The organism is Arcicella aurantiaca (genome assembly GCF_003148625.1).
Taxonomy (GTDB): Bacteria; Bacteroidota; Bacteroidia; order Cytophagales; family Spirosomataceae; genus Arcicella; species Arcicella aurantiaca.
Genome location: NZ_QGGO01000032.1, coordinates 25,778 through 50,160 on the forward strand (window position 1 = coordinate 25,778; position 24,383 = coordinate 50,160).

A 24,383-nucleotide genomic window follows, 5' to 3' on the forward strand; every position below is an offset into this window, starting at 1 on the left:
AAAAGTAAAAGCCCTCACAAATATCTTGTGAGGGTTACTTTTGATGTGTCAGTGATGAACCTTTCGGAACACTTTGCAAAATTGGGCATTTCAAGACATTCATTTTAGCGTAAAAATACCTGTTTTAAACTTTATTAGACTTCCTGCGAAAGTGTTTTAAGTCGTAAAACAACATCTTTTCGGCTACCAATAACGAAAATTTTTCAAGATTGGGCATCCCCCCATTTCTCTGCTATGCTTTCAAAATTCCCGCTATTTTCACTCGAAAATATACCATTTTTCAATCATAAAACACTTTCGCAGGAAGTCTATTACTAAATGGTAGCAAAACAGGTATTTTTACGTATTATCTATCCAAAAATATTGTATAGTTTTGTGCAAACCTCGATTGTTGGCGGACAATCATTCCCAGCCTTTAGATTTTCAGGCTGGGATTACGAGGACTCTCATACTAACATATTTAACTTTTTTAATCATGTCTAATCTAAAAAAACATCCTAAAGATTATCATTATCCATTAAAACAAGCACAAAAAGACACTGCTCGTTGGCGTGAAACACAAAAAGTTCATGCTTTTGCTATCGACAGACAAGAATTGGTAGATATTATCAACGAAGCACCCGCAGAAATAGATGTTGTTCGTGTATATTTTGGAATGGATGCTAAGGGTCACGAAAAGATGTTTTTGGTAGCTGCCAAAAAAGAAATAATGAAAACTGAAGAAGACGAACAAGAAATAGTTATCATTAAAGATTGTATTGACCAAAATGCTGTAACTCAGGAAGATGGTTCAGTTGAATATTATGTATATGACTTTACAAATCCATGTCCACCAACTTGTGACGATGAAAGTCCTTTAATGAACTAATAAGTTCAAGCAATACCGCAAGGTTGTTCTGAACAATACCTTGCGGTTTTTACACTTTATCACCTAACATTTATGAATATGAATTCTCAAGAAATTGCTACTTTCATCGTAAAAAACGTGTCTTGGTTTGTTCCAATTCCGTTATTAGTTGGCATATTCAGAAGAAAATATTTGGTTAGAGAGTTACTTATTATCTTCTTGTATCTATGCAATGGTGTATTGTTTGAGCTTATTTCAAGGACAATGGCTTATTACAAAATACACAATCTGTATTTATTTCATATTTATGTATTGATAGAGTTTTTATTTATTTCATGGTTTTACTATGAGATATTTAAACGTTATATTTCCCCTAAAATCATTCCGAGCATTTTTATTGTATTTACCATTTTTTCATTGATTGATTCATTCTTTTTACATAATATTTTAACCTTTAATTCTTATGCTAAAACGGTTGAGTGTTTGATTATTGTAGCTTATACGGCTTTCTATTTATATAAAACATTTGATGAATTTCAAGACCAAGACCCTTCCGACACATCCGTATTTTGGATAAATGCAGGCTTTCTTTTCTATTTTTCAGGTTGCTTATTTTTATTTACTTTTAGCAACTTTATACTCACCCAAGGCAAACCTATGGGCATGATAACGTGGGCATTACACGCCTTTTTTATCGTCATTATGTACTCCTTGATTTCTGTGGGTTTATGGAAAAGTACCGCAAAATAGATATAGGATTCTTTTTCTTTGTTAAATGATTTTTATCCCCTAATTTCATACTCGAAAAAATTTAACCAGTAATTTCATCACTCACACACATATTTTAAATGCCTTCCCAAACTGACATTTATATTCTGTTATTTGGCGGAACATTACTAATGTTCTTGCTGGCAGGAATGTTACTATTTTTTGTCACTACTTATCAAAAACGTTTACTGCGTAATAAGGCTGAAGTTCAGATTATAAAATCAAAACACCAACTCGACCTTTTTCAAAGTAGTATAGATGCTATGGAGGATGAAAGACGGAGAGTTTCAAGAGATTTACACGATGAAATTGGAGCGGCTCTTTCTATGCTTCGGCTACAAGTTGGGCAATTGAATTTTACGAAAGAAAATCATTCTGACAATACTGAAAAATTAATAATTGGCAGTAAACAATTGATTGATAGCACAATTGAAAACGTTCGTCGAATTTCCAATGATATGTTACCACATGGTTTGGAAGAATTTGGTTTGAAATACGCCCTCGAAATGCTCTGTGATAAAGTAGAAGAGGCTTCATTATTATCTATAAATCTTGAGATAGAAACTTTAGAACGTTTAGAAAACCGTTTGGAATTAGCCCTTTATAGAATATTGCAGGAACTTCTGAACAACACCATCAAGCACGCTGAAGCTACGGAAGTTGATATATTTTTTTCTTCTGAGAATAAATTACTTACGATTACCTATCGAGATAATGGTAAAGGATTTGATATTGCTTCTTTAACCAAAAGAGGTTTAGGCTTAAAAAATATTGAAAGTAGAGTAAGTATGCTTAATGGCAAAGTTACGTATATTACAACCGTTGAAAAAGGCATAGAAGTAAACATAGGTATTTTACTGTAATTTTTGATGCTAAATATACTGTTTAATAAGTTATTTCAACTTCCCGAAAGTTGAGCCAAATTATTAAATTTTACTTCTAATAAGTTATGTCGCAGTCTATAATTAGACACTCCCAAATTTCTACACCATAATTTGAAGTATTCCTCTCTCCCTAAAGTTGAATTATTAAGAACGAAATCTCTAAATTAAACCGTACTATGAATATGATTACCATCGCTATTGCCGATGACCAAATGCTTTTTAGAAAAGGAATGGCTGCTATTATCAATGGTTTTGAAAATATGGCTGTTACTTGTGAGGCTGACAATGGCAGAAAACTATTAGGCTTTTTAGAAACTGCCACCCAAAGACCCGACGCAATTTTAATGGATTTGTCGATGCCTGACCTCAATGGAATCGATACCATGAAAATTATACATGAACAATACCCAGACCAAAAAGTAATCATTCTATCAATTCATAATGAGGAAAAATTTGTGGTGCATCTCATAGAATTAGGAGCGAGTGCCTATTTGTTCAAAAATTCTGAACCAGAAGATGTCGAGAAAGCCATCAGAGGTGTTATCGAAAAAGGATTCTATTTTAGTGAAGATACCCTTAATACATTTCATAAACGGCTTTCAAATAAAAAAACGCACGTATCGGTTCATGATAATATCCCGATAATTTTGAGTACCCGAGAAGTGGAAGTGCTGAATCTAATTTGTCAAGAATTGACGGCTCAAGAAATTGCCGAAAAATTGTTTATTAGTGTTAGAACAGTTGATGGGCATCGTAATAATTTATTAGAAAAAACAGGAGCAAGAAACACCGCAGGCTTAGTCATTTTTGCGATTAAAAACAATTTGGTTAACCCTACGGTATTGTTGTGAGTCGTTAAAAAATATCCGAAAAGTCAATAAGTAGAGAGCAACTTCATCCAAAAAATGTTATTCTCTTTTGACCTACCATGTAAAGACTTATTGACTTTTCGGACAGCCTCTGTATATCAAAATAATGTCCCAAATATGCGGCTGGAGATTCTTTTATCATCCAACATAACTTCTGCTGAACCTTGAAGTAGCGGTTGAATTGGCAATGTTTTACCAACGTTGGTTATTAAACCGTTAGTTAATTTTACGTTAGCCCGATAATAATTATCAATTGAGACAGGTACCATTTCGGTAATTTCACCTTCTAAAAACCCAAATTCATCTTGCGGATAAGCGTCTAATTTTACTAAAACTCTCTGTCCTTTTTTTACTTTCCCAGCTCCATGAACTGGCAAACGAAGCTGCACTTCATAATTAGACACTTTGGGTACAACCAACAACATCCAAGCTTTGGGTTTATTCTCCACTCCTTTTAATAAGTAAGTTCTGCCTGATACCTTTGCTGTGATAGGCGTAATTATATTTGTTTTTTGGTCATTTTCAATCACGAGCGTATCGCCAACAATTACATTTTGAGCATCTTTTACTTTCGACTCATAGCTAATTTCGGGGTCAGTGGTGTACCACGTAATTTTCTGAGGCTGTTCTCGTGCGTTGATGAGTGCTTTGGCAGTAAGTGTATCGGGATATTGTATCATTACGGAAGTCATCAGAATGATAGCCAAAGCTATAAAAATGATAGAAACTCCCCATCTGATAACCCAATGAGGTACATAGCCAATGATTTCTTGCATTTCATCGCTACGTTCAGGAATATGTAAGACTGATTCGGGCATGGTTTTTTTTATTTTAGAGAATAGAGGTTAGAGAATAGTGAATAGAGAATAGTGAATAGAGAATAGTGAATAGTGGTTAGAGGATAGATGATAGTGAATAGAGAATAGTGGTTAGAGGATAGATGATAGTGAATAGAGAATAGTGGTTAGAGGATAAAATTACTGACCTATAAATATTTAGTATCTGCACTCTATAATCTGCACTCTATAATCTGCACTCTATAATCTGCACTCTATAATCTATTCTCTATTCTCTATCATCTATCATCTATTCTCTATCATCTATTCTCTATCATCTATTCTCTATAACCTATTCTCTATCATCTATTCTCTATCATCTATCATCTATCATCTATTCTCTATCATCTATCCTCACGCTGCTAATTCTAATTGATTTTTTACTAATTCAAAGTAAAATCCTTTATTGGAAGTCAACTGTTTATGCGTTCCTACTTCTTTGATTTCACCGTTTTCAAGTACAATAATTTGGTCAGCATTTTTTACGGTGCTGAGGCGATGAGCAATCACTACAACGGTTCTACCTTTGAAGAATTGGTCGAGATTTTCCATAATTACACGTTCATTATTAGCATCTAATGCACTTGTGGCTTCATCAAAGAATATATATTTAGGATTTTTATATACTGCACGGGCTATAAAAACTCTTTGACGTTGTCCTCCACTTAGTCCAGCACCTGCATTACCAATTTTTGTTGCAAAACCTAATGGCAATTTCTTGATATATTCTTGCAAATTAGCCACTCTTACCGCTTCTAAAAGACGATTTTCGTCCATTTTCTGACCATCCACAGCGATATTTCGGGCAATAGTATCTGAGAAAATATAACCATCTTGCATTACAGTTCCACATTCGTTTCGCCAGCCTTTTGCAGAAATGTCAAGTATATTTGAGTCATTCACAAAAATATCTCCTTCGGCAAGACCATAGAATTTCAGTAGTAATTTCAGCAATGTTGTTTTGCCAGAACCACTTGTTCCCACAATTGCGGTTACTTTCCCTTCAGGAATCATTATGTTGAGGTTTTTCAAAATCAATGGCGATTGTGGTCCTCCGTAGCGGAATGATACATTTTTTAGGGTGATGCCCTTGCAATTTCCCTTCAACTGATTGGTATTATCTAAAATCCCATTCAGTTTTCCCAAACAATGTTCTTCTTCTAATTCTTCATTGGGTTTATTATGAATTTCGCCGAGGCGTTCTAAACTAATTTTAGCATCTTGGATACTTCGCATAAAAGACATTAACTGACTTAATGGCCCATTCATTTGTCCGATGATATACGAAATACTAAGCATTACACCCAATGAGATTTTATTATCAATCACCTGTGTAGCAGCCACATACGAAATCAAAATATTTTTAAGTTGGGTAAAAAACGTTGACCCCATTTCTTGATATTGTTCAAGAGCCAGACTTTTAATATTAATCTTGAAAAGTTTTGCTTGAATACGCTCCCAATCCCATCTACGAGCTTTTTCGCAGTTATTCAGTTTTATTTCCTGCATACCCGTAATGAGTTCATAGACACTATTTTGGTTTTCACGCATTCGTTGAAAGCGGTTATAATCTAAATCTTTTCGTCGTTTTAGAAAAATGGCAATCCATAAGATAGACAAAGTGCTACCAACTGCAAATATTCCCAACAATGTGGTACTATAAATACCAAGTACAATTGAAAAAACAAAAAGATTAATGATTGAAAAGAAGGTATTAAGTGTTGTACCTGTCAAAAATGTTTCGATGCGATGATGGTCTTGGATTCGTTGTGAAATATCTCCAATATTTTTAGTTTCGTAGAAATTGATAGGCAATTTCATCAGTTTTACCAAGAAATTAGAAATAATGGTAACACTGACACGGGTACTTATGTGTAGTAAAATCCAGTTTCGAATCATGTCCACTGCTACACCACCAAGAAATAAAAGTAGTTGCGAAATCAGGATTAGATGTATAAAACTAACATTATGACGATGAATTCCAAAATCTATAAGACTTTGGGTGAGAAATGGGAAAATCATACTTAGAATACTCCCAAAAATCATTCCCAGCAAAATCTGAAATAGATATTTTTTATACGGTTTTAGATAATCAAACAAAAAATTGAAGCCTACTTTTTGGGGAGGACTATCCTCTCCTCTATCCATAAAGTCTGGAGTTGGTTCAAGTAAAAGGGCAATCCCTTTTTTCCCGCCTTCGCCAGTCCAACATTTCATAAAGGTTTCTGTATCAACAATCACCAAGTCATGTCCGGGGTCTGCTATAATAAATTTTTCTCCTTTGCTCACCCAAGGCAAAAATGACCAAAAACTTTTATGAATATCATATAATACTACAAAATGTTCTTGATTCCAATGTAAAATGGCAGGCAGAGGGGCTTCTTCAAGTATCTGTCTGATGGAGAGCTTCACTTTTAATGTTCTGAAGCCTATCTTCTCGGCAGCTTCACTGATACCAGTCAGGCTAACTCCCGACCGTTGTATATAGGAGTTTGCTCGAAGATAATCAATGGAATAATCTTTACCATGATAAGCGGCTACCATTTTTAAGCAAGTAGGGCCACAGTCCATGAAGTCAAGTTGCCTATAATATTTAAACTTGCTTTTCATATTTTTAAGATTTGTAAGATATTTAAAAAATTAGACTTCCTGCGAAAGTGTTTTATGATTGAAAAATGGTATATTTTCGAGTGAAAATAGCGGGAATTTTGAAAGCAAAGCAGAGAAATGGGGGGATGCCCAATCTTGAAAAATTTTCGCTATTTGTAGCCGAAAAGATGTTGTTTTACGACTTAAAACACTTTCGCAGGAAGTCTATTAAGAAGTCTATTTTCCTTCCGACTGAACCTCTTGGGGTTTCATATATTTATTCATCCACTGATTCATCTCCCAAAGCGTATGTAAAATGGATTCTTTAGCTGTATAACCATGACTTTCAAGTGGTAGTAAAACAAAACGAGTTGTTCCGCCATGCCCTTTGATGGCATTGTAAAGTCGTTCGCTTTGCAAAGGAAATGTTCCTGCATTATTGTCAGCCTCTCCATGAATTATCAAAAGCGGATTTTTGATTTTGTTGGCTGCATTAAAGGGAGACATCTTTGCATAAATCTCTGGCACTTCCCACATAGTCCTCTCTTCCGACTGAAAACCAAAAGGGGTCAAGGTACGGTTGTACGCACCACTTCGTGCAATACCAACGGCGAATAAACTGGTATGAGCCAATAAATTGGCCGTCATAAAAGCCCCATAAGAATGTCCGCCGATGGCAATTCTATTTTTATCAGCAATTCCCTTACTGACTAATTCATTGACCAAAGCTTCCGCTCCAGATTTCAGTTGTTCAATATAAGTATCATTGGGTTGCTTGTCGCCCTCACCAATAATGGGTAAATCGGGGTCGTCCACAACAGCATATCCTTGCGTAAGCCAATACATGGGGCCTGTCCATCCAATACGAGTAAACAAATACGGAGAATCTTTTACCTGTCCTACATTATTGGCATTTTTATACTCACGTGGGTATGCCCAAATGAGCGTAGGTAATGCTCCTTTTTGGGCTGAATATCCTACTGGAAAATAAACCTTTGCTGTCAATTTTACACCATCTGCTCGTTGATATTGCAATAGTTCTTTTTTTACGTCTTTCATGTGAGGATAAGGATGACTAAAAAAAGTCAATTGTCGTTCAGATTTTTCATCAAGATTTTTCACAAAATAATTAGAAGGCACTGTTGTAGATTCTTTTCGAGTCAGGATAACATTTTTAGTCATATCTAAAACATCAATGGGCATTTCGTAAAATGGTGCTTCCGAACGCCAAATTTCATTGACAGAGTTATCGATTAAACTTACTTCTCTTACAAATGGTCTTTTTCCTTCAGGTGAAGAACCTTCACCCATGAAAATTATTTTTTTGGTTTGTTCCTTTACCAATAAAACCTCTCTGCCTGCTTTATTATAAGCAACAATTGGATAACCTGGGTCTTTGTACAAATCTTCGGTATTGATGTCGAAAATAACTTTTCCCTTCTGGTTTTCGAGTGATGGATTTATCTTTATCATTCGCTGTGTGCGGTTTTTCCACCAGCCATCCACCAAGATAGCCAGTGTGTCATTTCCCCAGCTCGACCACCTATAACGCCCTGATAACGAAGCCATTAATTTAGGTTCAACAAACGGTGTTGTTAGTGAAAAAATCTTATCTCGTACTTCTACTTTTTTATTAGGGTCTCCTTCATCTTGAGCTTCTACGTATATAATGGTTTCGGGGGCATCTGCACGCCATTCTACGCTACGCATACCAGTACGCACTGCGTCATTACCAATAGGAACACTCTCAGAAAGCGGTATATCTGCCAATGATTTTATAAATCTTCCTGAAATATCATTTAAATTAATTTCTTTGGGAAAATTACTATAAGGCACTAAATACGAATAAGGCTTCTTTAAAACGGTATTGATGATATATTTTCCGTTGGGAGAAAGCGAAAAACTCGTTAAGATTTTATTACTCAAAAGCGTCTGAAGCTCCCCTTTTAAAGATATTTTCACTAAATCAGTTGATAAGTGATAGTCGAAAAGGGATTCATCATAAGCATTTTTCAATAAGTCTTGATACGTGCGAGCAGGAGCTTTTTTACCTAAATTTTCTTGAATGGTTGGTCCAGTTGGCACTAAATTTTTCTTAGCCAAAATTTGGCGATTTTTTGTAATCGTTTTTACCAAAAGATAATCACTCGTAGGCGACCATTGAAAAGGCTCGCCCGACAACACATCATTGATATTATCTAACATTTTTTGAGTTGTACCTTTTTCAGCATCGGCAATCCAAAGTTCTAACTTTTCATTTTTCACTAAAACAAAAGCGAACATTTTACCATCTGGCGACCACCGTAAATCAGTGAATGAACCTGCTGGAAAATCTTTCAAAACTCGCTCGTTTAATGATGTCATTTCTTTCATTTTCAACCCAATAAAGGTTGAGACTCTACTTTGTCCATTATTGAGTGGATTTATTCTAAGACCCGCAATTTTAAGTTCTGGCTGTGCCATTTCCTCGATAGTTGGTAGAGGAGACCGTTCCAAAAACAAAATAAAATCGTTATTCGGTGAAATATTAACCGTAGGTGTTAAAGGAGCCATTAGTATATCAGTCATTTCTTTAGGGGGCATTTGATAAGACTGATTATCTTGGGCAAAAAGTGGCTGACCGACAAGTATTATTCCTGCCCAAATAGCCCCAAAAAAGATTGACATATTGCGTGATGTTTTCATAGCTTTTAGTTTAGATGATGTCAAAAATACGTTTCAGAAGACTTTTTTCATTTGTCAATATTTCCGCTTTCCCTTTAAGTTTCATTGGAAGAGTGATTTTTTTGCCATTTTGAGTTTGTAATCCATTAGTTAAATTAATGGCTACGTCATAAGTATTATCTTCAATTGACGGTGAAATGGTTTGTACGCTACCTTCAATAACGCCAAACTCTCGATATGGAAACGCATCTAATTTTAGGATTACTTTATGTCCAATTTCCACTTTCCCGATTCCTTCAATCGGCAATTTCCCATTGACGAGATGTTGCTGATTTTTGGGAATAATAAAGCCTATTTCTATTTTATCTTTTTGTATTTCGATGTTTTCAGGAATACTTTTTAAGTAAAAAATACCTGTTATTGGTGCTTTGATTACTTCAACGAATTGTTTATTTATCTGTTTGGCACATAAAAAAAGTGGCTGTCCTGCATGAACGAGAACTTTGTCTTTAACCAAAACTTGTGAAATTTCTATGTCCGCCTCTCTATTAATGGGTACGGGTTTTTCCTTACTCAAAACCCAAATATTGGTTTCTACAATATCTGGATAATGAATAAAGTGTGTTCCTGTCAAAATGAGAACAACAATGACTAAAAGTATGGTTATTCCCCAACGTGTAATCCATTTGGGAGTGCGTTGCATAATATCATGAAACTCCTCACTTCGTACCTCTAAATGACTGGGCATAATTTTATTAGTTTAAGATTTAACCGTTTCGAGTACCTTTTCTATCTTTTGCGATTTCTTCATGCGGGCTATCAATGATTCATAATATTTACTTAAATAATGATAGATAACCAATTCGTGTAAGCGTTGATTTGAAATAAACAAGCGATTCATAAACATGTGGATATAACTGGGAATGGTTGCATCAAAAGAAAGGGTTTGGGAATCTATTTTTTGAATATTCCGAATCTCCTGAATAATAAAATCATTACGTTTTGAGCGTTCTCTGAATACCTCTACGGCAGGTGTTATTTCACTTTCATCTGAATTGGCGGGGTCTTGCATAAAGCGTTGGATATCTTTCGAAACAGCTCTATATTTATCATTTAACTGAACCATCATGGAATGGCGTCCCCCAAACTCTTGGAAGAAATTCTCTCGCATTTGATTAATAATGCGATACTTATCCGTTAATTCGTATCCAAAATCATCAAAAAGCATATCAATTCCTCGGAGGGCAAAAAGCCAACGGTAACGCTCTCCTTCGTCCCCTTCAATCATATCTAAAAATGCCAAAATTGCCACACTATCGTTGAAAAACAGCTCCTCTGCAAGGGCGATTGTTGCGTTGCCATAACGCTCAATTTCACGATTATAAGTATCTGTTTGTAGATTATAAACCACACCTTTATCTATCAAATCTTTGAGTGCTTCATGAATTGCTTTCAAGACATAGCCATAAAATAGCGGGTTTGAATTACTATGAAAACGGAGTCTAAGATGTTCGTCTGTATCTCGATAACGAATGAAAAACCATTTATCAATGACTCCCTCCTCCATCAGTTTATCTATGGTTGGTTTTATAACAGATGTCAATAATGAATCGGCGGTTTTAGTACCTGTATAAATTTTCAGATACAACCATTCACTCCCAACAGCAAAAGTTCTGGTGACTGAAATTTCCTTTTGAGGAATAAAAGGTTGAGCAATAAGTTCTGTCTGTAATTTTTTAAATGGAATTAATAGCTCGTTGGTATATCTGCCTTGTTGGTCTGCCACAAAACAATTGGCAGGAATAGCTAAATATTCAGCCAAAATAACTTTATTTTTTTTGATGAGTTTTTCTTGTAAAATTTTCAAAGAGAACTCATTTTCAAGATTTATCAACAGTTCATTATCACCTTCGATAAGCGTCACAAATTGAGGTAAATCAAGCTGTTCACGAATGGGGGTAAACGTTGATTTTAAGTTCTGTGTTTTGGCAGACAATACTGGATAATTCGTCAAAGTGATTGTCCATGACGCACGGCTAAGGATATAATGTTTATAAGTGACTCTCGGCAAAAATGGCTGGTCGGCAATCAAACCCCAATCCCATGATACAGAACTGTGTAAACCATAACTTTGTAAATCGCAAAGGAATTTATATACGGGTAAGCCTCTATGATAATTATGAGCAGAAGTAAGGCGAGGAATGACCATTTTTCCGTGCTTTTTGGAACGTAACACCAACTGATTTCCATATTTTACGGATACCAAAAGGTCTTCTAAATCTATGATTCCATCGTTATCTACCGAGGGCTTTCCTAAATATGGAATTTCATATTTCCGTAAAGTAGGACGCATCAATATATTCCCTATCCGAGCTTCGGGTAGATGAACGACTTCTGCGTAAATAGCTTCTGGATTGTGAGCTTCTTCCTCCTCAATACATTCTTTTACTTTATGAGTCAGGTACTCGCTACCATGACAGAACCTACCCAAAAGATTAGCCGCCGAAGGACCATTACAAGCATGAAGGACGAACTTAAAATCTCCTTCATCAAGTGCTTTTTCAGAAGCTCCGAGCAGTGAACCAAACAAAAAACTACTGTCTGGAATATTAAGGGTTTTATCGTTATTGTCAGCAAAGACTTTTAGGTCTTCATCTGTCAGATTTAATTCTTTTCCTTTGTTCTGAATAACCTGTTGATATTTTTCAAATTTGAATTTATCTAAGGTATTCCAGTTGGCGGTAGTATTTTTAGCAGCTCTGGGCAACGAAATATCGTCAACTAAAGGTGAATTATCTGCTCTACTACCCGACACGTTTCCATAGCCAATACCTAATTCGCTATCTAAGGCTACCAATAACGGAACTTCCTTTTCTTCGTAGCGTTCATAAAAACGTTTTTTAAAGGTATCAAGGTTAGTATTTATATTTTTACGACTCAAAACCAACAATTTTTGAAGGTCTTGAATCAGAATATTTTCAACATTTTTACTCAAAAAGTTTTGTTGGGTGTTATAGAACAAATCCGTCTGAATGAGGTCTTTAGCAGAGGTTTTTTTGAAAGTATCATTGATGATATTAGCAATTTCAAAATACTTTTGTGTGTCGCTATCTTGGTTTCCCAATAATGTTTTTATCCTATAAAGTTTATCTATAATATTGGTATCTACTCCGTATTGTTGAGTTTTTTCAATCAAAACATCGTAGAATTCACTTCCTGTAACGGTGGGTTCAAACTCACTAATAATGAAAGAACAATTTATTAATTCCTCAATAAATCCTTTGGCGTCTGCCATACTTACTTCATTAGAAACTAAGATTTCGGCTAACTGTCTAATGGTAGCACCTTGTTTGGCACACGCCACAATTTTTTCCAAATGTTCTGCCACAGATAAAGAAGACAGGAAATATGAACGGTTTTTATTTTTGATTCTTCCTTCTACAAACCGTAATTTATTACCTAACTGATAAATACTACTATTGAGGTAAAATTTGATTTGCTCACGCACTTTAGGCTGGCTTGCTATCGACTCTGCAAGTTCTGCAACATAGTTCATATCTAAGCGTGAATACTTACGATATTTTTCTGATTGATTGAATTGGATGGCGGTATTTTCGGTTCCCAGTTTGCCCACCGAACAACCCGCAAAAAGCCCATAAGGTGTGCAACGGCTACTCATGCGGAGGTAATATTTATAGAGTGTTAATAATAATTTATCAACATCTTTCTCGGAAAGTTTTTCATAATTAAGCCATTTTTTGAACTCTCTAAACAATTCAGGAGAAGCCATATAAATTGCCTCTTGGAGAGTAGGATTCAGGAATTTTTCTCTCAAAATATTCTCAAAGGCATTTTTATCCTCATGAAAACGTCCTTCTTCAAAAGCAAAAAGCTCGTCTATGGATAAAAGAGGATTACGAAGTAAATAAAAATCGTGGGCAGCAATATCTAAGTGAGTATCCATAGTTTTAACGATGATTTTGAGGGATTTTTTAATAGACTTCTTGCGAAAGTGTTTTATGATTGAAAAATGGTATATTTTCGAGTGACCATAGCAGGCATTTTGAAAGCATAGCTACGGTTGAAAAAACCTCGCTATTGGTAGCCGAAAAGATGTTGTTTTATCACTTAAAACACTTTCGCAAGAAGTCTCATAGTAAAGCCATTGATTTATGGCTTTACTATGAAGCTGTTTAACCTTTCCCTTTCAGTCTTTTAGAAGAAAGTTTAAACAGCCTCTATGATTAGAGAATTAACCGTTGCACGAGGCGTTACAACAAGAATGTACATCACATAAAACAGACAAAATGTTTTCGTCATCTTGTCCATCTTCTAATGCTTGAGCATTACATGACATAGACCCTCCACCAGCCACTTCTTTTAACTGATTTTCATCTAATTTAGCAATAGTCTCTTTATCCAAAGAGAGATTTTGGGCAATCTTAACTTGCTTTTTCATTGTAAATAGTTTTGAGAATGAAATGGTTATGCCTTATTACAAGAATTGTTACAACATGAGTTGATGTCGAGAACCTCATCATTATCATCTTCTGCAACAGCCGCCGCATTACAAGATAGAGAACCTCCACCAGCTACATTTTTTAATTGGTCTTCATCCAATTTTGAAACGGTTTCCTTATCAAAGGATAATTTTTGAGCGATTTTGACTTGCTTTTTCATAGTAAAATAGTTTTAAAGTGATTTTTTTTAGCCGTTACATGAGGCATTGCAACAAGAGTGAATATCTGTCAATTCTGAATCATCGGTACTATCTTCTGCAACAGCAGCCGCATTATTACATGATAATGAACCACCACCTGCTACGTCTTTCAACTGGCTTTCATCTAACTTGGCAATCGTTTCTTTATCCAAAGAGAGGTTTTGGGCAATCTTAACTTGCTTTTTCATTGTAAAATAATTTTTAGAAGTGAAATTTTAGGAACGTTGAAATAATAACTTGTAAAGTTTTAGGATGACTATTTTATAGTTAGTTTTATTCATTTTTGAAGCGAATAGCACCACTCTTTAATGAATAAAATAGCAGTAAAGGAGTCGTTTGAAAATTATAAGTTATTGTTCCTTAATTCTTGTTACATGAATCATTGCAGCAGGAGTTGAAGCCTAAAACTTCATCGTCTGATTCTGCTACTGCAGCGGCTCCATTACAGGATAACGACCCACCACCTGCTACGTTTTTTAATTGGTCTTCATCCAATTTTGAAATTGTTTCCTTGTCCAAGGCAAGTTGGTTGATAACTTTTATTTGCTTTTTCATGGTATAAAAAATTAAGAGGTAAAAGATTAATTACAAGAATTATTGCAGCATGAATTCCAGCCTAATTCTTCATCTTCTTCAGCGGCGACAGCCTTATTACAAGAAATACTATCAGGGGCACCACCTCCTAAAAAGTTTTTCAATTGTTCTTCGTCTAAACGAGATACTGTTTCTTTGTCTAATGACAATTTGTCAATTTGGATTTGCTTTTTCATCGCTTTTTATTCGTTAAATGTGAAAAAAGGTATTGTAATTTTGTTTAATTAACAGCCTGTTGTGCCACACGAACCTTTACAACAAGTATCTGCTGCAAATTCATCTTCAAAGGCTTCCAGTTGTTCAGCGGCTTTGCATGAATAGGTTCCAGCTCCTACGGCGGCACTCAATTGTACTTCGTCTAAACGAGCAATAGTCTCTTTATCTAATGAGATAGACTCTATGCTGATTGTTTTCTTTTTCATGTTATATATTGTTTAAGAGTGAATACTATGATTGTTTTATAGAGTAGCCATGACGTATCAGAATATATTTTGGAATAATCTTGATTGATTTTTTATCATCATTATCCTGATTATGGATTGGGTTTTTGGATTATGCTACTAACTTGACTTTATAATGTTCGTGTAGAAAATTATCTAAGCGGATTTGTTTTACGGGGTCATTCATCAACTTGGTTAACCTGAGCATATCCCACAATAAGAGTAATTTAAACATATCATATCGGGCAGGGTAGCTGTTCAAAAAAGCGGTAGATTTCTGGATATATTCCTCTACATTTTCTCGTATATAAAGGCTTCTTTTGGCATCAAACCAATCATAAGCCATTTGATAAATAGGGTCAGTTGACGCAACCTTTTTCAAACTATCACAAATGAGTTTTGAATTTTGTATTACCGCAGTTTCAAAAGCTGGAAAACGGAAGGAATCCATGCTGAAATCAAAAAAGAAAAATTCAAAAGTGATTGGCAACCGCTGAACCGTTTTGTAATTATCTAAATATTTTTTCCCCCATTTGCCTTCATAAAGAGGTTTTGACTTGGGAGCAATAAGGTATCTCAATACCGATAACACCAATTTTGCAGCTCCATCAAATTCTTTACGATATGCCAATGTTCTACTATTATTTTGCAATACATGAAGTTTATGTCCATGAAAAGTAAAATAGACTTCTTGCATTATGTCATCCATTTTTAAGGTAGTGGATATTGCTTCATCAGCGGCTTTAAAATCACGAATTTTATAATAGTAATAGGCGACTTTGGGATAATATAAAATCTCGGCCAATGCTCGTGCTTCACCCTCCAGTTCGTTATGCCTTTCTTTGGCATGGGCAAATTGCTTTCCAGCTTGCTCTAAATCATTTTTTTTGGCATAGCTCAAAGCCAATGAAGCATCATTCCAAATAGAACGTAGTTTCTGGTAAGTTTCCGTTCCTAAGCGTTGTTTTGCTAATGGATTGATAGACGATAAAGAATCCGCTTCAAACAGTTTTTCATTGGGTTTTACAGGCGTATTTCTAATATTTTCGAGGACTTGGAGTAAATGATTCCAAGTAACAGTATTGATAGTTTCCATGATTTAATAATGTTTAAAATCAGTTACCTAATTCGAGTTGATTTCTTACTAATTCATAATAATATCCACGATTACCCACTAAGTCGTCGTGAGTACCCCGTTCTACGATTTCGCCTCTATTCAATACAATAATTTGGTCAGCATGACGAACGGTACTCAGGCGGTGAGCCACTACAACGACCGTCCTTCCCTCAAAAAAGTTATCTAAATTTTCCATGATAACCTTTTCATTATTAGCATCTAAGGCACTGGTAGCTTCATCAAAAAAGATATAATTAGGATTTTTATATACCGAACGAGCTATCAATATTCTTTGCTTTTGTCCCTGACTGATACCATTACCTTCTGAACCAATCTTGGTATTATATCCCAAAGGTGCATCCTCGATAAACTGCTGAATATTAGCCACTTTTACCGCATGAGCCAGTCGGTCAGGGTCTATTAATTCTTCGCCAACCGCAATATTACGAGCAATACTATCCGAGAAGATAAATCCCTCTTGCATGACTACCCCACAGTGTTTTCGCCAAAATTGATGACTAATATTGTTAAACTGTAATTCGCCCACAGAAATCCCACCTGAATCTGGGTCATAGACTTTTAATAACAATTTTAGCAGTGTGGTTTTTCCACTACCACTTGCCCCAACGATGGCAGTAGTTTTTCCTTCGGGAATGGTTAGCGAAATATCTTTCAGTACCGTTACATTGCCTGCTCCCGGATAAGCAAATGACAACTTATTAATTTGTATATCTCGGTGTTCGGGCAAATAGTGAACAAAGGTTTTATGATGGGGTTCTTCATCTGGTACTTCATGAATATCATTGAGGCGGTCTAAGCTCAATTTAGCATCTTGAGTCACTTGCATAAATTGGATAAGTTGCTCAATAGGCCCATTCAATTGCCCAATGATGTATTGGATTGCCAGCATTTCTCCTAATGTCAAACTACCATCTACCACCCCTTTAGCGGCTAAAAAAATGGTGAAAATATTTTTGCCTTGATTAATAAAAAATGCACCTACTTGTTGGTTTTGATTGAGGGCTAAACTTTGGGTATTAAACTTAAAGAAACGAGCTTGAACTCTTTCCCACTCCCAAAGTTTTTGGGTACTACAATCATTCATTTTGATTTCATGAATTCCTGAAATTAATTGGATAATATTATTCTGATTTTGTGTTGCAATTTGAAAACGCTTGTAATCCAACTTCTTACGATGACGAAGAAATAAAATCACCCAAGCGGCATACAAGATGCTACCAATAATAAATACTGAAAATATGGGCAAACTATACATCAATAATACCGACCCAAAAACCAGTAAACTAATCAATGAGAATAGTACATTTAAGGTAGAATTGGTCAAAAATGCTTCTATTCTATTGTGGTCGTTCATGCGTTGCATGATGTCTCCCATCATTTTTGTATCAAAAAATGAAAGCGGGAGTTTCATTAATTTCACCAAAAAATCGGTCAGAATTGATAAACGTATTCGTGTACCAATATGCAGGAAAATCCACCCTCTGATAAAGTCTAAGGACGTTTGTCCTAAGGCTAACATTAATTGTCCTGCTAATACCAAATAAATGAAATTGATATTCTTGGTATTGATACCAATATCGACAATTGATTTCGTTAAAAAAGGAAAAATTAATTGTAATAAACTACCCACCAATAACCCTAAAACCAACTGAATAATTAGTGCTTTATAAGTAGTCAGGTATTGATATAGTTTGTGTAAACCTATTTTTGTTTCGGTTTCTCCTTCTTCTTCATAAAACTTGGGGGTGGGTTCTAACAATAGAATTATTCCCTGCGGTGTACCATTTTTTTGGGTGCTTACCCAATGTCTTTTAAACTCTTCGGAGGTATAGGTAATAAGAGATTTTCCGGGGTCAGCAATGAATATTTTATCTTTTTTTACCTTATGAAGTACCACAAAATGGTTTTGGTCCCAATGGGCAATACAGGGTAAAGGGACTTCTTCATTGACGATTTTATCGAGGGTTAAAACTGCCCCCATAGTTCGAAAGCCAATATTTTCGGCGGCTCTACTAATACCTAAGAGCGAAACTCCCTCACGGCTATATTTGGTGGTACTTCGGAGTGTGTTCAGCGTATAAGTCTTTCCGTAATGCTTTGAAATCATTCGGAGGCACGTTGGTCCACAATCCATCGCATCTAATTGACGATAGAACGGAAAAGCCATAACACAGTTTAGTTTTGATTGAGTTTAAAAATATCACTTATTAGTTCGATACCCATCATACGGTCTTGAGATTTCATAGCGGCACTCATAAAAATGATTTCATCTATTCCGTACTGCTCTTTGAGTGTCATCACTTGGTCTTGAAACTTAGCAGGGCTTCCAAAAATATCTCCTTTTCCAACAGCCGTTTTGGTATTAAGAAAATCAAGAATTTTTTTTGCTTTCTGAGATGTTTTATGACAACACCCTGCAATGGCTAAGGTCATCTTTGGCACTACTCCATAGCGTTGAAAATAATCTTCTCTGAACTTAGCTAAACGTTCTTTTTCGTAGGATACATCTGAACCAGCATGAAAAATAGAACGAGCAAAATTAGTGCGTAGTTTTAAGGCTCTATCTAAACTTCCATAGGATACTCCCAAAGTCCAAATTTCTGGTATTTCACCTTTATACGGAGGAATGACAATCCCCTTTCCTTCGTTAAATAATTCGTCCTCATCTTGTAAATAATGGACTAATTCTTCTAATTTACTATCAAAAGTGCTTCTTAAAATTTGATTGGTATCTTTGATGGCGGCTTGTGCAATTTTCTCACCAACAACCCCATTTGCAAGCCCTAAATCAATTCTTCCTGGAAATAAATTGGCTAATAATTTAAAATTTAAAGCTACATGATAGGGATTATGAATACTCAATAAAATACCTGCTACACCGATTTTGATACGGTTGGTCATCCCTGCTAAAATAGGTAAAAGCGTTTCGGGATTAGACCATGCCGCTCGTGTATTGGCAACATGATGTTCTGCTACCCACAAGCGACTAAAACCTAATTTATCAGCATGATTGGCATATTCAATTAAGTCTTCTATTACATGAAGACTATTCATTTTGGTATCACGAAGACCAAAGTCAAGCAGTCCGATTTTAATATTTTCCATAGTTTTAATAGATTATGATAATAAAAAGACACTGTCCCACTTCAAATCTTCTTCACTTACCGCAGAAATTAATCCTAATGAAATACCTACAAAGCCTTCTAAAAGTTCTCCTGCGTGCGACCTAAAGAGGGGGTCTGTGGTTTCTTTTTCAAGAAATTGTAAGGTTCTTTCTATCCAATAATAATATCCTTCTTCATAAATGGGTAAAGCAGTCATTTCGTAAAAACGTTTGTAGTATTGAGCCATTCCGATTGACCCATGACAAATATGACTGTCTATTACGATGGTCTCTTTTCTATTTTTTCGTTCAATGGTATTACATCCTACTTCATCTGCAATATCTGCCCATTCTGGTACACCAAACTGCTTTGAGGCTGTATAAAGCAATAGTATTTCGTTTAAATCACCATAACACCAACCTAACCTCGAACCGTATTCTTCTATATTTTTATCAGAATTCCAAGGCTCTTTTTCATTAATTGTTAGAGGAAAAAACGAGTATTTTCCCGTAGCAAAATCTTGTGGTGTTTTGTAAGAAAGGATAAAATTGATTCCTCCTGATACTATTTCTTCTATTTGAGTCTTACAAATACCTTTTGCATGAATTTTCAGAAGAATCATTAATATTCCACAGAGTCCATGTGCCAGCCCTAAATTGATATTGTCTGATTCATTCAGGCGAGCAATATGCGAGTTCTCAAAACGAACACCTCTCGAATCTCTGATGGCAGTCTTTGACAATGTTTCGACCAAAATTTCAAGGTATTTCTCTACTTTTGGATTAGACAAACGGCGACTCAAATATAATAAAACACCCAAAGAGCCATGTAAATAATCGGTATTTCGTTTTACTACATCTTCTAACGTTTTTGTATATACGATGTCATCAAACTCACACAATTGCTCATCAAAATTAATGTCAATAATTCCTTCATCTTTCAGTAGCGAAAGAACATAGCCAAACCCAGAGAGTCCATAAGAAAAGGCTGGTTTTAATAAATATGGTGATTTATGAGTATCCATATTATGTAAGATAGTCTCAATCAATTCCACGCCTTTATCAGCATATTTTTCGTCTTCAAAGTATCTGAACATATAGAAGTAGTATAAAATCTGCCCTATTCTACCCGAAAAAAGGGTGTCGTTTTTGGGTTCTGTTACTTCAATAATATTCAGTAGTTTTTTGACTTGTAAATCTATTAATTCTTTTTCAATCGTGAGGGTTTTCATATTTTCATTAGGTTAAAGCATCCAAATCAATTCATCAAAGCAATAGTTTTCCCTATCAAAATATTTTATCAAAGTACAGCCAATTCCTGTAATACCTTCCATAAAAGCGATATTGGTATGTTTGAAGTGTTGATTAAAATTACCTTTAAATCCAGCCGTAGCGTTTTCATGAACAGCAAAATCTGTTATTTTTTTGTACCAATCGGTAGCAGTATCATAAAACAGAGTAATACCAGTCATTTCATAAATTTTATCGAATATCAAAGCAACACCCGAGGCTCCATACAAAATACCCGCATCCTTAATTCCAGCTTTTGGGAAGTCATTACGGGTGGCACAATTTTTAAATATTTGGATAGATTCAGAACTTAATCGTTCGTTTTGCAACAACTCTCCTACTCTCAAAAGAGCGTAAGCCACTCCCATATCACCATAACATAAACCCAATGAAGTACGACCGTTTTCGTCTCCTACAATATCAGGGAAATGATAACCCTTTGCTACAAAATCAAGTTTTTTACTCAACAAGTATTCGGTAGAACTCAATAACATTTTTTTTACAAGTGTAGGTTGAATTCCCATTTCGTACATTTTGCATAAATATGTTATTACGATAGCGAGTCCATGAGAAATTCCTAAATAAATATTATTCTTATCAAATAGTTTAGAAACCCAATAGGTATTATTCTGTGCATCTGTATGGGCAATCAGATTTAACCACAAAGTGATTTTTTCAAGAATGGGTTCAACATCCGCTTTAGAATTACTGCGTGCCACAAAATACATTCCAGCCATCAATCCTCCTGTATAAGGGTCAAAATCTTCGGTTTTCATCGCTTTTTCAAGGACTTCTTCCATGATTTTGTCAATTCCCAAAAGGATTGCATTTGTATCTATTTCAATGATATTATTGGTCTTGGCGTATTCCAAAAATATTCCAATTTCTGCCAATTCTTTATAAAAACTTCGTCCTTCATAAGGCTCAGTTATTTTTTTGATAGAAGCTGATAAAATCTTCCCTGCCCAATCGTTATACTTATTATTTTCGGTGAATGCTCCATAATAGGTAAAGAATAGTACTTTGCCAATCAGTCCGTTGGTATAGCCAAATGTTGAAAGTTTATTTTCTGGTAGGGTCAAACATTCGGCTATTTTATCAAGGCATAGTACTGCCTTCTCTTCGAGTAGCATTTCCATAATTAAACATTTTAGAGTAGGTAATTTTAGTTCAAAACAGCCTAATGATTGATACGACTTTGAACTTCATCGCTTCCAGAGTTTCGTTGACGAGTTGAGAGTTTTTTATTCCCAAATTTGTAGGTCAATGTCAGTCTGACCAATCGAGTATCGGCATAATTGCTCCCTTCTATGTTCTGAGTTGCCGATAATGTTCGGTAGGTATATTGTCTGCTCCAAAAAATATCGTTTAGGTTTAGTTTTAGGCTTCCTTGTTTCTTCCAAATGCTTTTCTGAAAACTTACATTCATATAAAAGCGAGGTAATTGAGTATTGGTAGCCACGATATACTGCCCTAAATAATTGACATATACATCCATTTTATAGCCTTTGGGTAGTGCAATATTATGTGTAGAGTTGAAATAATATCCAGAAGAAGCTATATCCAGTTTATTTCCTAAGAAATTATTATCTGTTACTTTTCCAACGCTTCCATAAATATTATTACTGGTTTGCCACCATTTTGTAATGGCTACTTGAAAATTCACATTCAAACCATAGTCTGTTGACTTTGCCAAATTACCGATGAAGTGCCTAACCACTTTTGTCGAAGGAATCTGCTCGGTAGTCTCGTACATCATATCATTAGTTACGGAATAATCAAACGTGGTTGTGATTTTTCCTGCATAGGTATGTGTCAATGAAAAGTTATACGACTTAGAAGGATTCAAATTCGGATTTCCCTGACTGTACGTGTACTGGTCTGTATAAAAAGTCAGTGGATTCATCTGGTCGTAACTTGGTCGGGTAATGTCCCTTCTGAATGCAAAAGCCAATTGATGATTTTCAGACAAATTGGTTTCGGCTAAAAAATTAGGGAACAAATTGGTATAGTCTTTCTTCGTAAAACTCTGAGTAGAATATGAGTTCAATTCAATATTTGTATTTTCTACTCGTAAACCTGTTTGGATTTGCCATTTGCCCACAGATTTAGCAAAAGTCACATAAGCTGCATTAATATTTTCTTTATAGACAAAATTATCGTTTCGTTTGGTGTCAGGCTCCCACATTCCATTTTCTTTCGTTTGTAAATCTACAAGAATTAAGTTATTGGCGGTTACAAATGAACTCTTTGCTCCTGCTTCCATCTTCAAGGATTGATTAATGGCTTGAGTATAGTCAATTTTGTAGGTATTAAATTCTGTAATATAGGAAGGTCTGTTCCGCAATCCTTGTCTAAAATTAGATGCTTCAGACTGCGGAGGGATTCTCATTCGTCCCAAAAAAAGGGCATCACTACTATAATTATCCTTTCCATAATCAATATTAATTTCTAACTCTTTACCATTAGAATCTAAAGTACCTTTATAGTTTAAGTTATAAGTTCGGAAATCTTCTTTCATGGTTGAAGTAGAGATGGTTTCTAAGGTAGAATCTCTCAATGACACACTCTTCCTAAAATCAGTGGTAGCATATTTTTCATTATCTCCTCCATAAATACTCCCATCTACCGAAAGTCCAAGAACATGGTTGGCGGCAAGATTATAGTCAAAACCCAATTTATAACTATGGCTTCTGCTACTACTCTCATTTTTTGAATCTGTGTATAGTGAATACAAAGAACTATTTATTGGGAAACGGCTATCTTGCCAAGAAATTCGCTGACTTTTATTGAAGGATTGATTATAATTAGCAAAGAAATTAAATTTACCTTCTTTAAAATTAAAATTGCCCCCACCTGTATATTTTGTATAAATGCTTTGGCTCAATCCTAAGTTTACGTTTCCATTAAATCCCTGATTTACTCCTTTCTTTAATTTAATGTCAATTACTGCTCCCGCAAAAGAATCATATTTGGCAGAAGGCTGTGTAATAAGCTCAATCTTAGCAATATTATCAGACTTTAGACTTTTGAGAAAATTATTCAAGCCTTCTCCCGATAGTTGTATTTGCTTACCATCTACCATAATCATTGTCGTTTTTCCTTGTAAACTTACACTCCCGTTATCTCCTACCAACACGCCAGGGGCTCTTTCAAGCACTTCCAATGATGTACTCCCTGCTCCTACTACACTATTCTCAACATTCAATACAAAGCGGTCTATCTGCCGTTCCACCAAGGGTTTGTTACCAACCACTTTCACTTCATTTAATACTTTCGACTCTGTGTTCAGCGATATTTTTCCTAAATCAACCTCTTTTCCATCTCCTTGAATTACAAAAGATGGACTATAAAACTGCTGATACCCAATAAAACTAATTTTGATTAAGTATGAGCCTTTCATTATATTTTCAAAAACAAATGCTCCATTGCCGTCAGCCATTACACCCTTCAACATAGAAGAGTCTTTGCTTTGTAGTATCAACACATTCGCAAAACCAACTGTATTCTCAGAATTACTTTCTTTAATTGTTCCTAAAACTCGTGTATTGTCTTGAGCATACAATCTGACCAAGCTTGACATCGTGATTACAAATATCATCACGATATAATATTTATAGTTCCTCTCCATGAATTATAGC

21 protein-coding genes are annotated in these 24,383 nt (G+C 35.3%); 4 read left to right on the forward strand and 17 right to left on the reverse strand.

The features are described 5' to 3' along the window. The first annotated feature begins 475 nt into the window (after positions 1 to 475). The 4 genes from LV89_RS20900 to LV89_RS20915 all read left to right on the forward strand — a co-directional run bounded on the left by LV89_RS20900 (position 476) and on the right by LV89_RS20915 (position 3,350). A complete protein-coding gene (locus tag LV89_RS20900; protein ID WP_109744874.1) occupies positions 476 to 868 on the forward strand; it encodes a hypothetical protein in 393 nt (130 codons plus the stop codon). A 78-nt stretch (positions 869 to 946) separates the two neighbouring features. Further along, positions 947 to 1,597 carry a hypothetical protein gene (locus tag LV89_RS20905; RefSeq protein ID WP_146199219.1) on the forward strand — a complete coding sequence of 217 codons (651 nt, stop codon included), beginning with the start codon at positions 947 to 949 and terminating at the stop codon, positions 1,595 to 1,597. Between the two features lie 98 nt (positions 1,598 to 1,695). After that, positions 1,696 to 2,478 carry a sensor histidine kinase gene (locus LV89_RS20910; protein ID WP_109744876.1) on the forward strand — a complete coding sequence of 261 codons (783 nt, stop codon included), beginning with the start codon at positions 1,696 to 1,698 and terminating at the stop codon, positions 2,476 to 2,478. Positions 2,479 to 2,675: 197 nt separating this feature from the next. Then, positions 2,676 to 3,350 carry a response regulator transcription factor gene (locus tag LV89_RS20915; protein ID WP_109744877.1) on the forward strand — a complete coding sequence of 225 codons (675 nt, stop codon included), beginning with the start codon at positions 2,676 to 2,678 and terminating at the stop codon, positions 3,348 to 3,350. 116 nt (positions 3,351 to 3,466) lie between these two features. Here LV89_RS20915 and LV89_RS20920 read toward each other — a convergent pair whose 3' ends face one another. From LV89_RS20920 to LV89_RS21000, 17 genes are all read right to left on the reverse strand, one after another. After that, entirely contained in the window at positions 3,467 to 4,186 is a 720-nt protein-coding gene (locus tag LV89_RS20920) for an HlyD family secretion protein (RefSeq protein WP_109744878.1), read from the reverse strand. A 372-nt stretch (positions 4,187 to 4,558) separates the two neighbouring features. Further along, complete coding sequence (locus tag LV89_RS20925) at positions 4,559 to 6,814, reverse strand: peptidase domain-containing ABC transporter (protein ID WP_109744879.1); 2,256 nt, start codon at positions 6,812 to 6,814, stop codon at positions 4,559 to 4,561. A gap of 216 nt (positions 6,815 to 7,030) precedes the next feature. Beyond that, on the reverse strand, positions 7,031 to 9,478 hold the full coding sequence (locus LV89_RS20930) for an alpha/beta hydrolase family protein (protein WP_109744880.1): 2,448 nt from the start codon (positions 9,476 to 9,478) through the stop codon (positions 7,031 to 7,033). Between the two features lie 10 nt (positions 9,479 to 9,488). Then, complete coding sequence (locus LV89_RS20935) at positions 9,489 to 10,205, reverse strand: beta-barrel domain-containing protein (protein ID WP_109744881.1); 717 nt, start codon at positions 10,203 to 10,205, stop codon at positions 9,489 to 9,491. Between the two features lie 12 nt (positions 10,206 to 10,217). Continuing rightward, positions 10,218 to 13,421: a lantibiotic dehydratase gene (locus tag LV89_RS20940; RefSeq protein WP_109744882.1), complete on the reverse strand. Its 3,204-nt coding sequence runs from the start codon at positions 13,419 to 13,421 to the stop codon at positions 10,218 to 10,220. A gap of 288 nt (positions 13,422 to 13,709) precedes the next feature. Then, the gene (locus LV89_RS20945; RefSeq protein WP_109744883.1) at positions 13,710 to 13,916 is read right to left on the reverse strand and encodes a class I lanthipeptide; all 207 of its coding nucleotides are present in this window, start codon (positions 13,914 to 13,916) and stop codon (positions 13,710 to 13,712) included. A 26-nt stretch (positions 13,917 to 13,942) separates the two neighbouring features. Next, complete coding sequence (locus LV89_RS20950; RefSeq protein ID WP_109744884.1) at positions 13,943 to 14,137, reverse strand: class I lanthipeptide; 195 nt, start codon at positions 14,135 to 14,137, stop codon at positions 13,943 to 13,945. Between the two features lie 27 nt (positions 14,138 to 14,164). Next, entirely contained in the window at positions 14,165 to 14,365 is a 201-nt protein-coding gene (locus LV89_RS20955; RefSeq protein ID WP_109744885.1) for a class I lanthipeptide, read from the reverse strand. A 172-nt stretch (positions 14,366 to 14,537) separates the two neighbouring features. After that, entirely contained in the window at positions 14,538 to 14,732 is a 195-nt protein-coding gene (locus tag LV89_RS20960) for a class I lanthipeptide (RefSeq protein ID WP_109744886.1), read from the reverse strand. Positions 14,733 to 14,758: 26 nt separating this feature from the next. Further along, positions 14,759 to 14,947: a class I lanthipeptide gene (locus LV89_RS20965; protein ID WP_109744887.1), complete on the reverse strand. Its 189-nt coding sequence runs from the start codon at positions 14,945 to 14,947 to the stop codon at positions 14,759 to 14,761. A 48-nt stretch (positions 14,948 to 14,995) separates the two neighbouring features. Further along, a complete protein-coding gene (locus tag LV89_RS20970) occupies positions 14,996 to 15,193 on the reverse strand; it encodes a class I lanthipeptide (protein WP_109744888.1) in 198 nt (65 codons plus the stop codon). 130 nt (positions 15,194 to 15,323) lie between these two features. Beyond that, entirely contained in the window at positions 15,324 to 16,307 is a 984-nt protein-coding gene (locus LV89_RS20975) for a hypothetical protein (protein ID WP_109744889.1), read from the reverse strand. Between the two features lie 19 nt (positions 16,308 to 16,326). After that, complete coding sequence (locus tag LV89_RS20980) at positions 16,327 to 18,516, reverse strand: peptidase domain-containing ABC transporter (protein ID WP_109744890.1); 2,190 nt, start codon at positions 18,514 to 18,516, stop codon at positions 16,327 to 16,329. A gap of 8 nt (positions 18,517 to 18,524) precedes the next feature. Next, positions 18,525 to 19,454 (reverse strand): LLM class flavin-dependent oxidoreductase, encoded by a 930-nt coding sequence (locus tag LV89_RS20985; protein WP_109744891.1) that lies wholly within the window; start codon positions 19,452 to 19,454, stop codon positions 18,525 to 18,527. Positions 19,455 to 19,466: 12 nt separating this feature from the next. Then, positions 19,467 to 20,684 (reverse strand): lanthionine synthetase C family protein, encoded by a 1,218-nt coding sequence (locus LV89_RS20990; RefSeq protein ID WP_109744892.1) that lies wholly within the window; start codon positions 20,682 to 20,684, stop codon positions 19,467 to 19,469. 12 nt (positions 20,685 to 20,696) lie between these two features. Next, a complete protein-coding gene (locus tag LV89_RS20995; protein ID WP_109744893.1) occupies positions 20,697 to 21,881 on the reverse strand; it encodes a lanthionine synthetase LanC family protein in 1,185 nt (394 codons plus the stop codon). A 41-nt stretch (positions 21,882 to 21,922) separates the two neighbouring features. Continuing rightward, positions 21,923 to 24,373, reverse strand: coding sequence for a TonB-dependent receptor (locus LV89_RS21000; RefSeq protein WP_109744894.1), 2,451 nt, complete (start codon positions 24,371 to 24,373; stop codon positions 21,923 to 21,925). Positions 24,374 to 24,383: the final 10 nt, after the last annotated feature.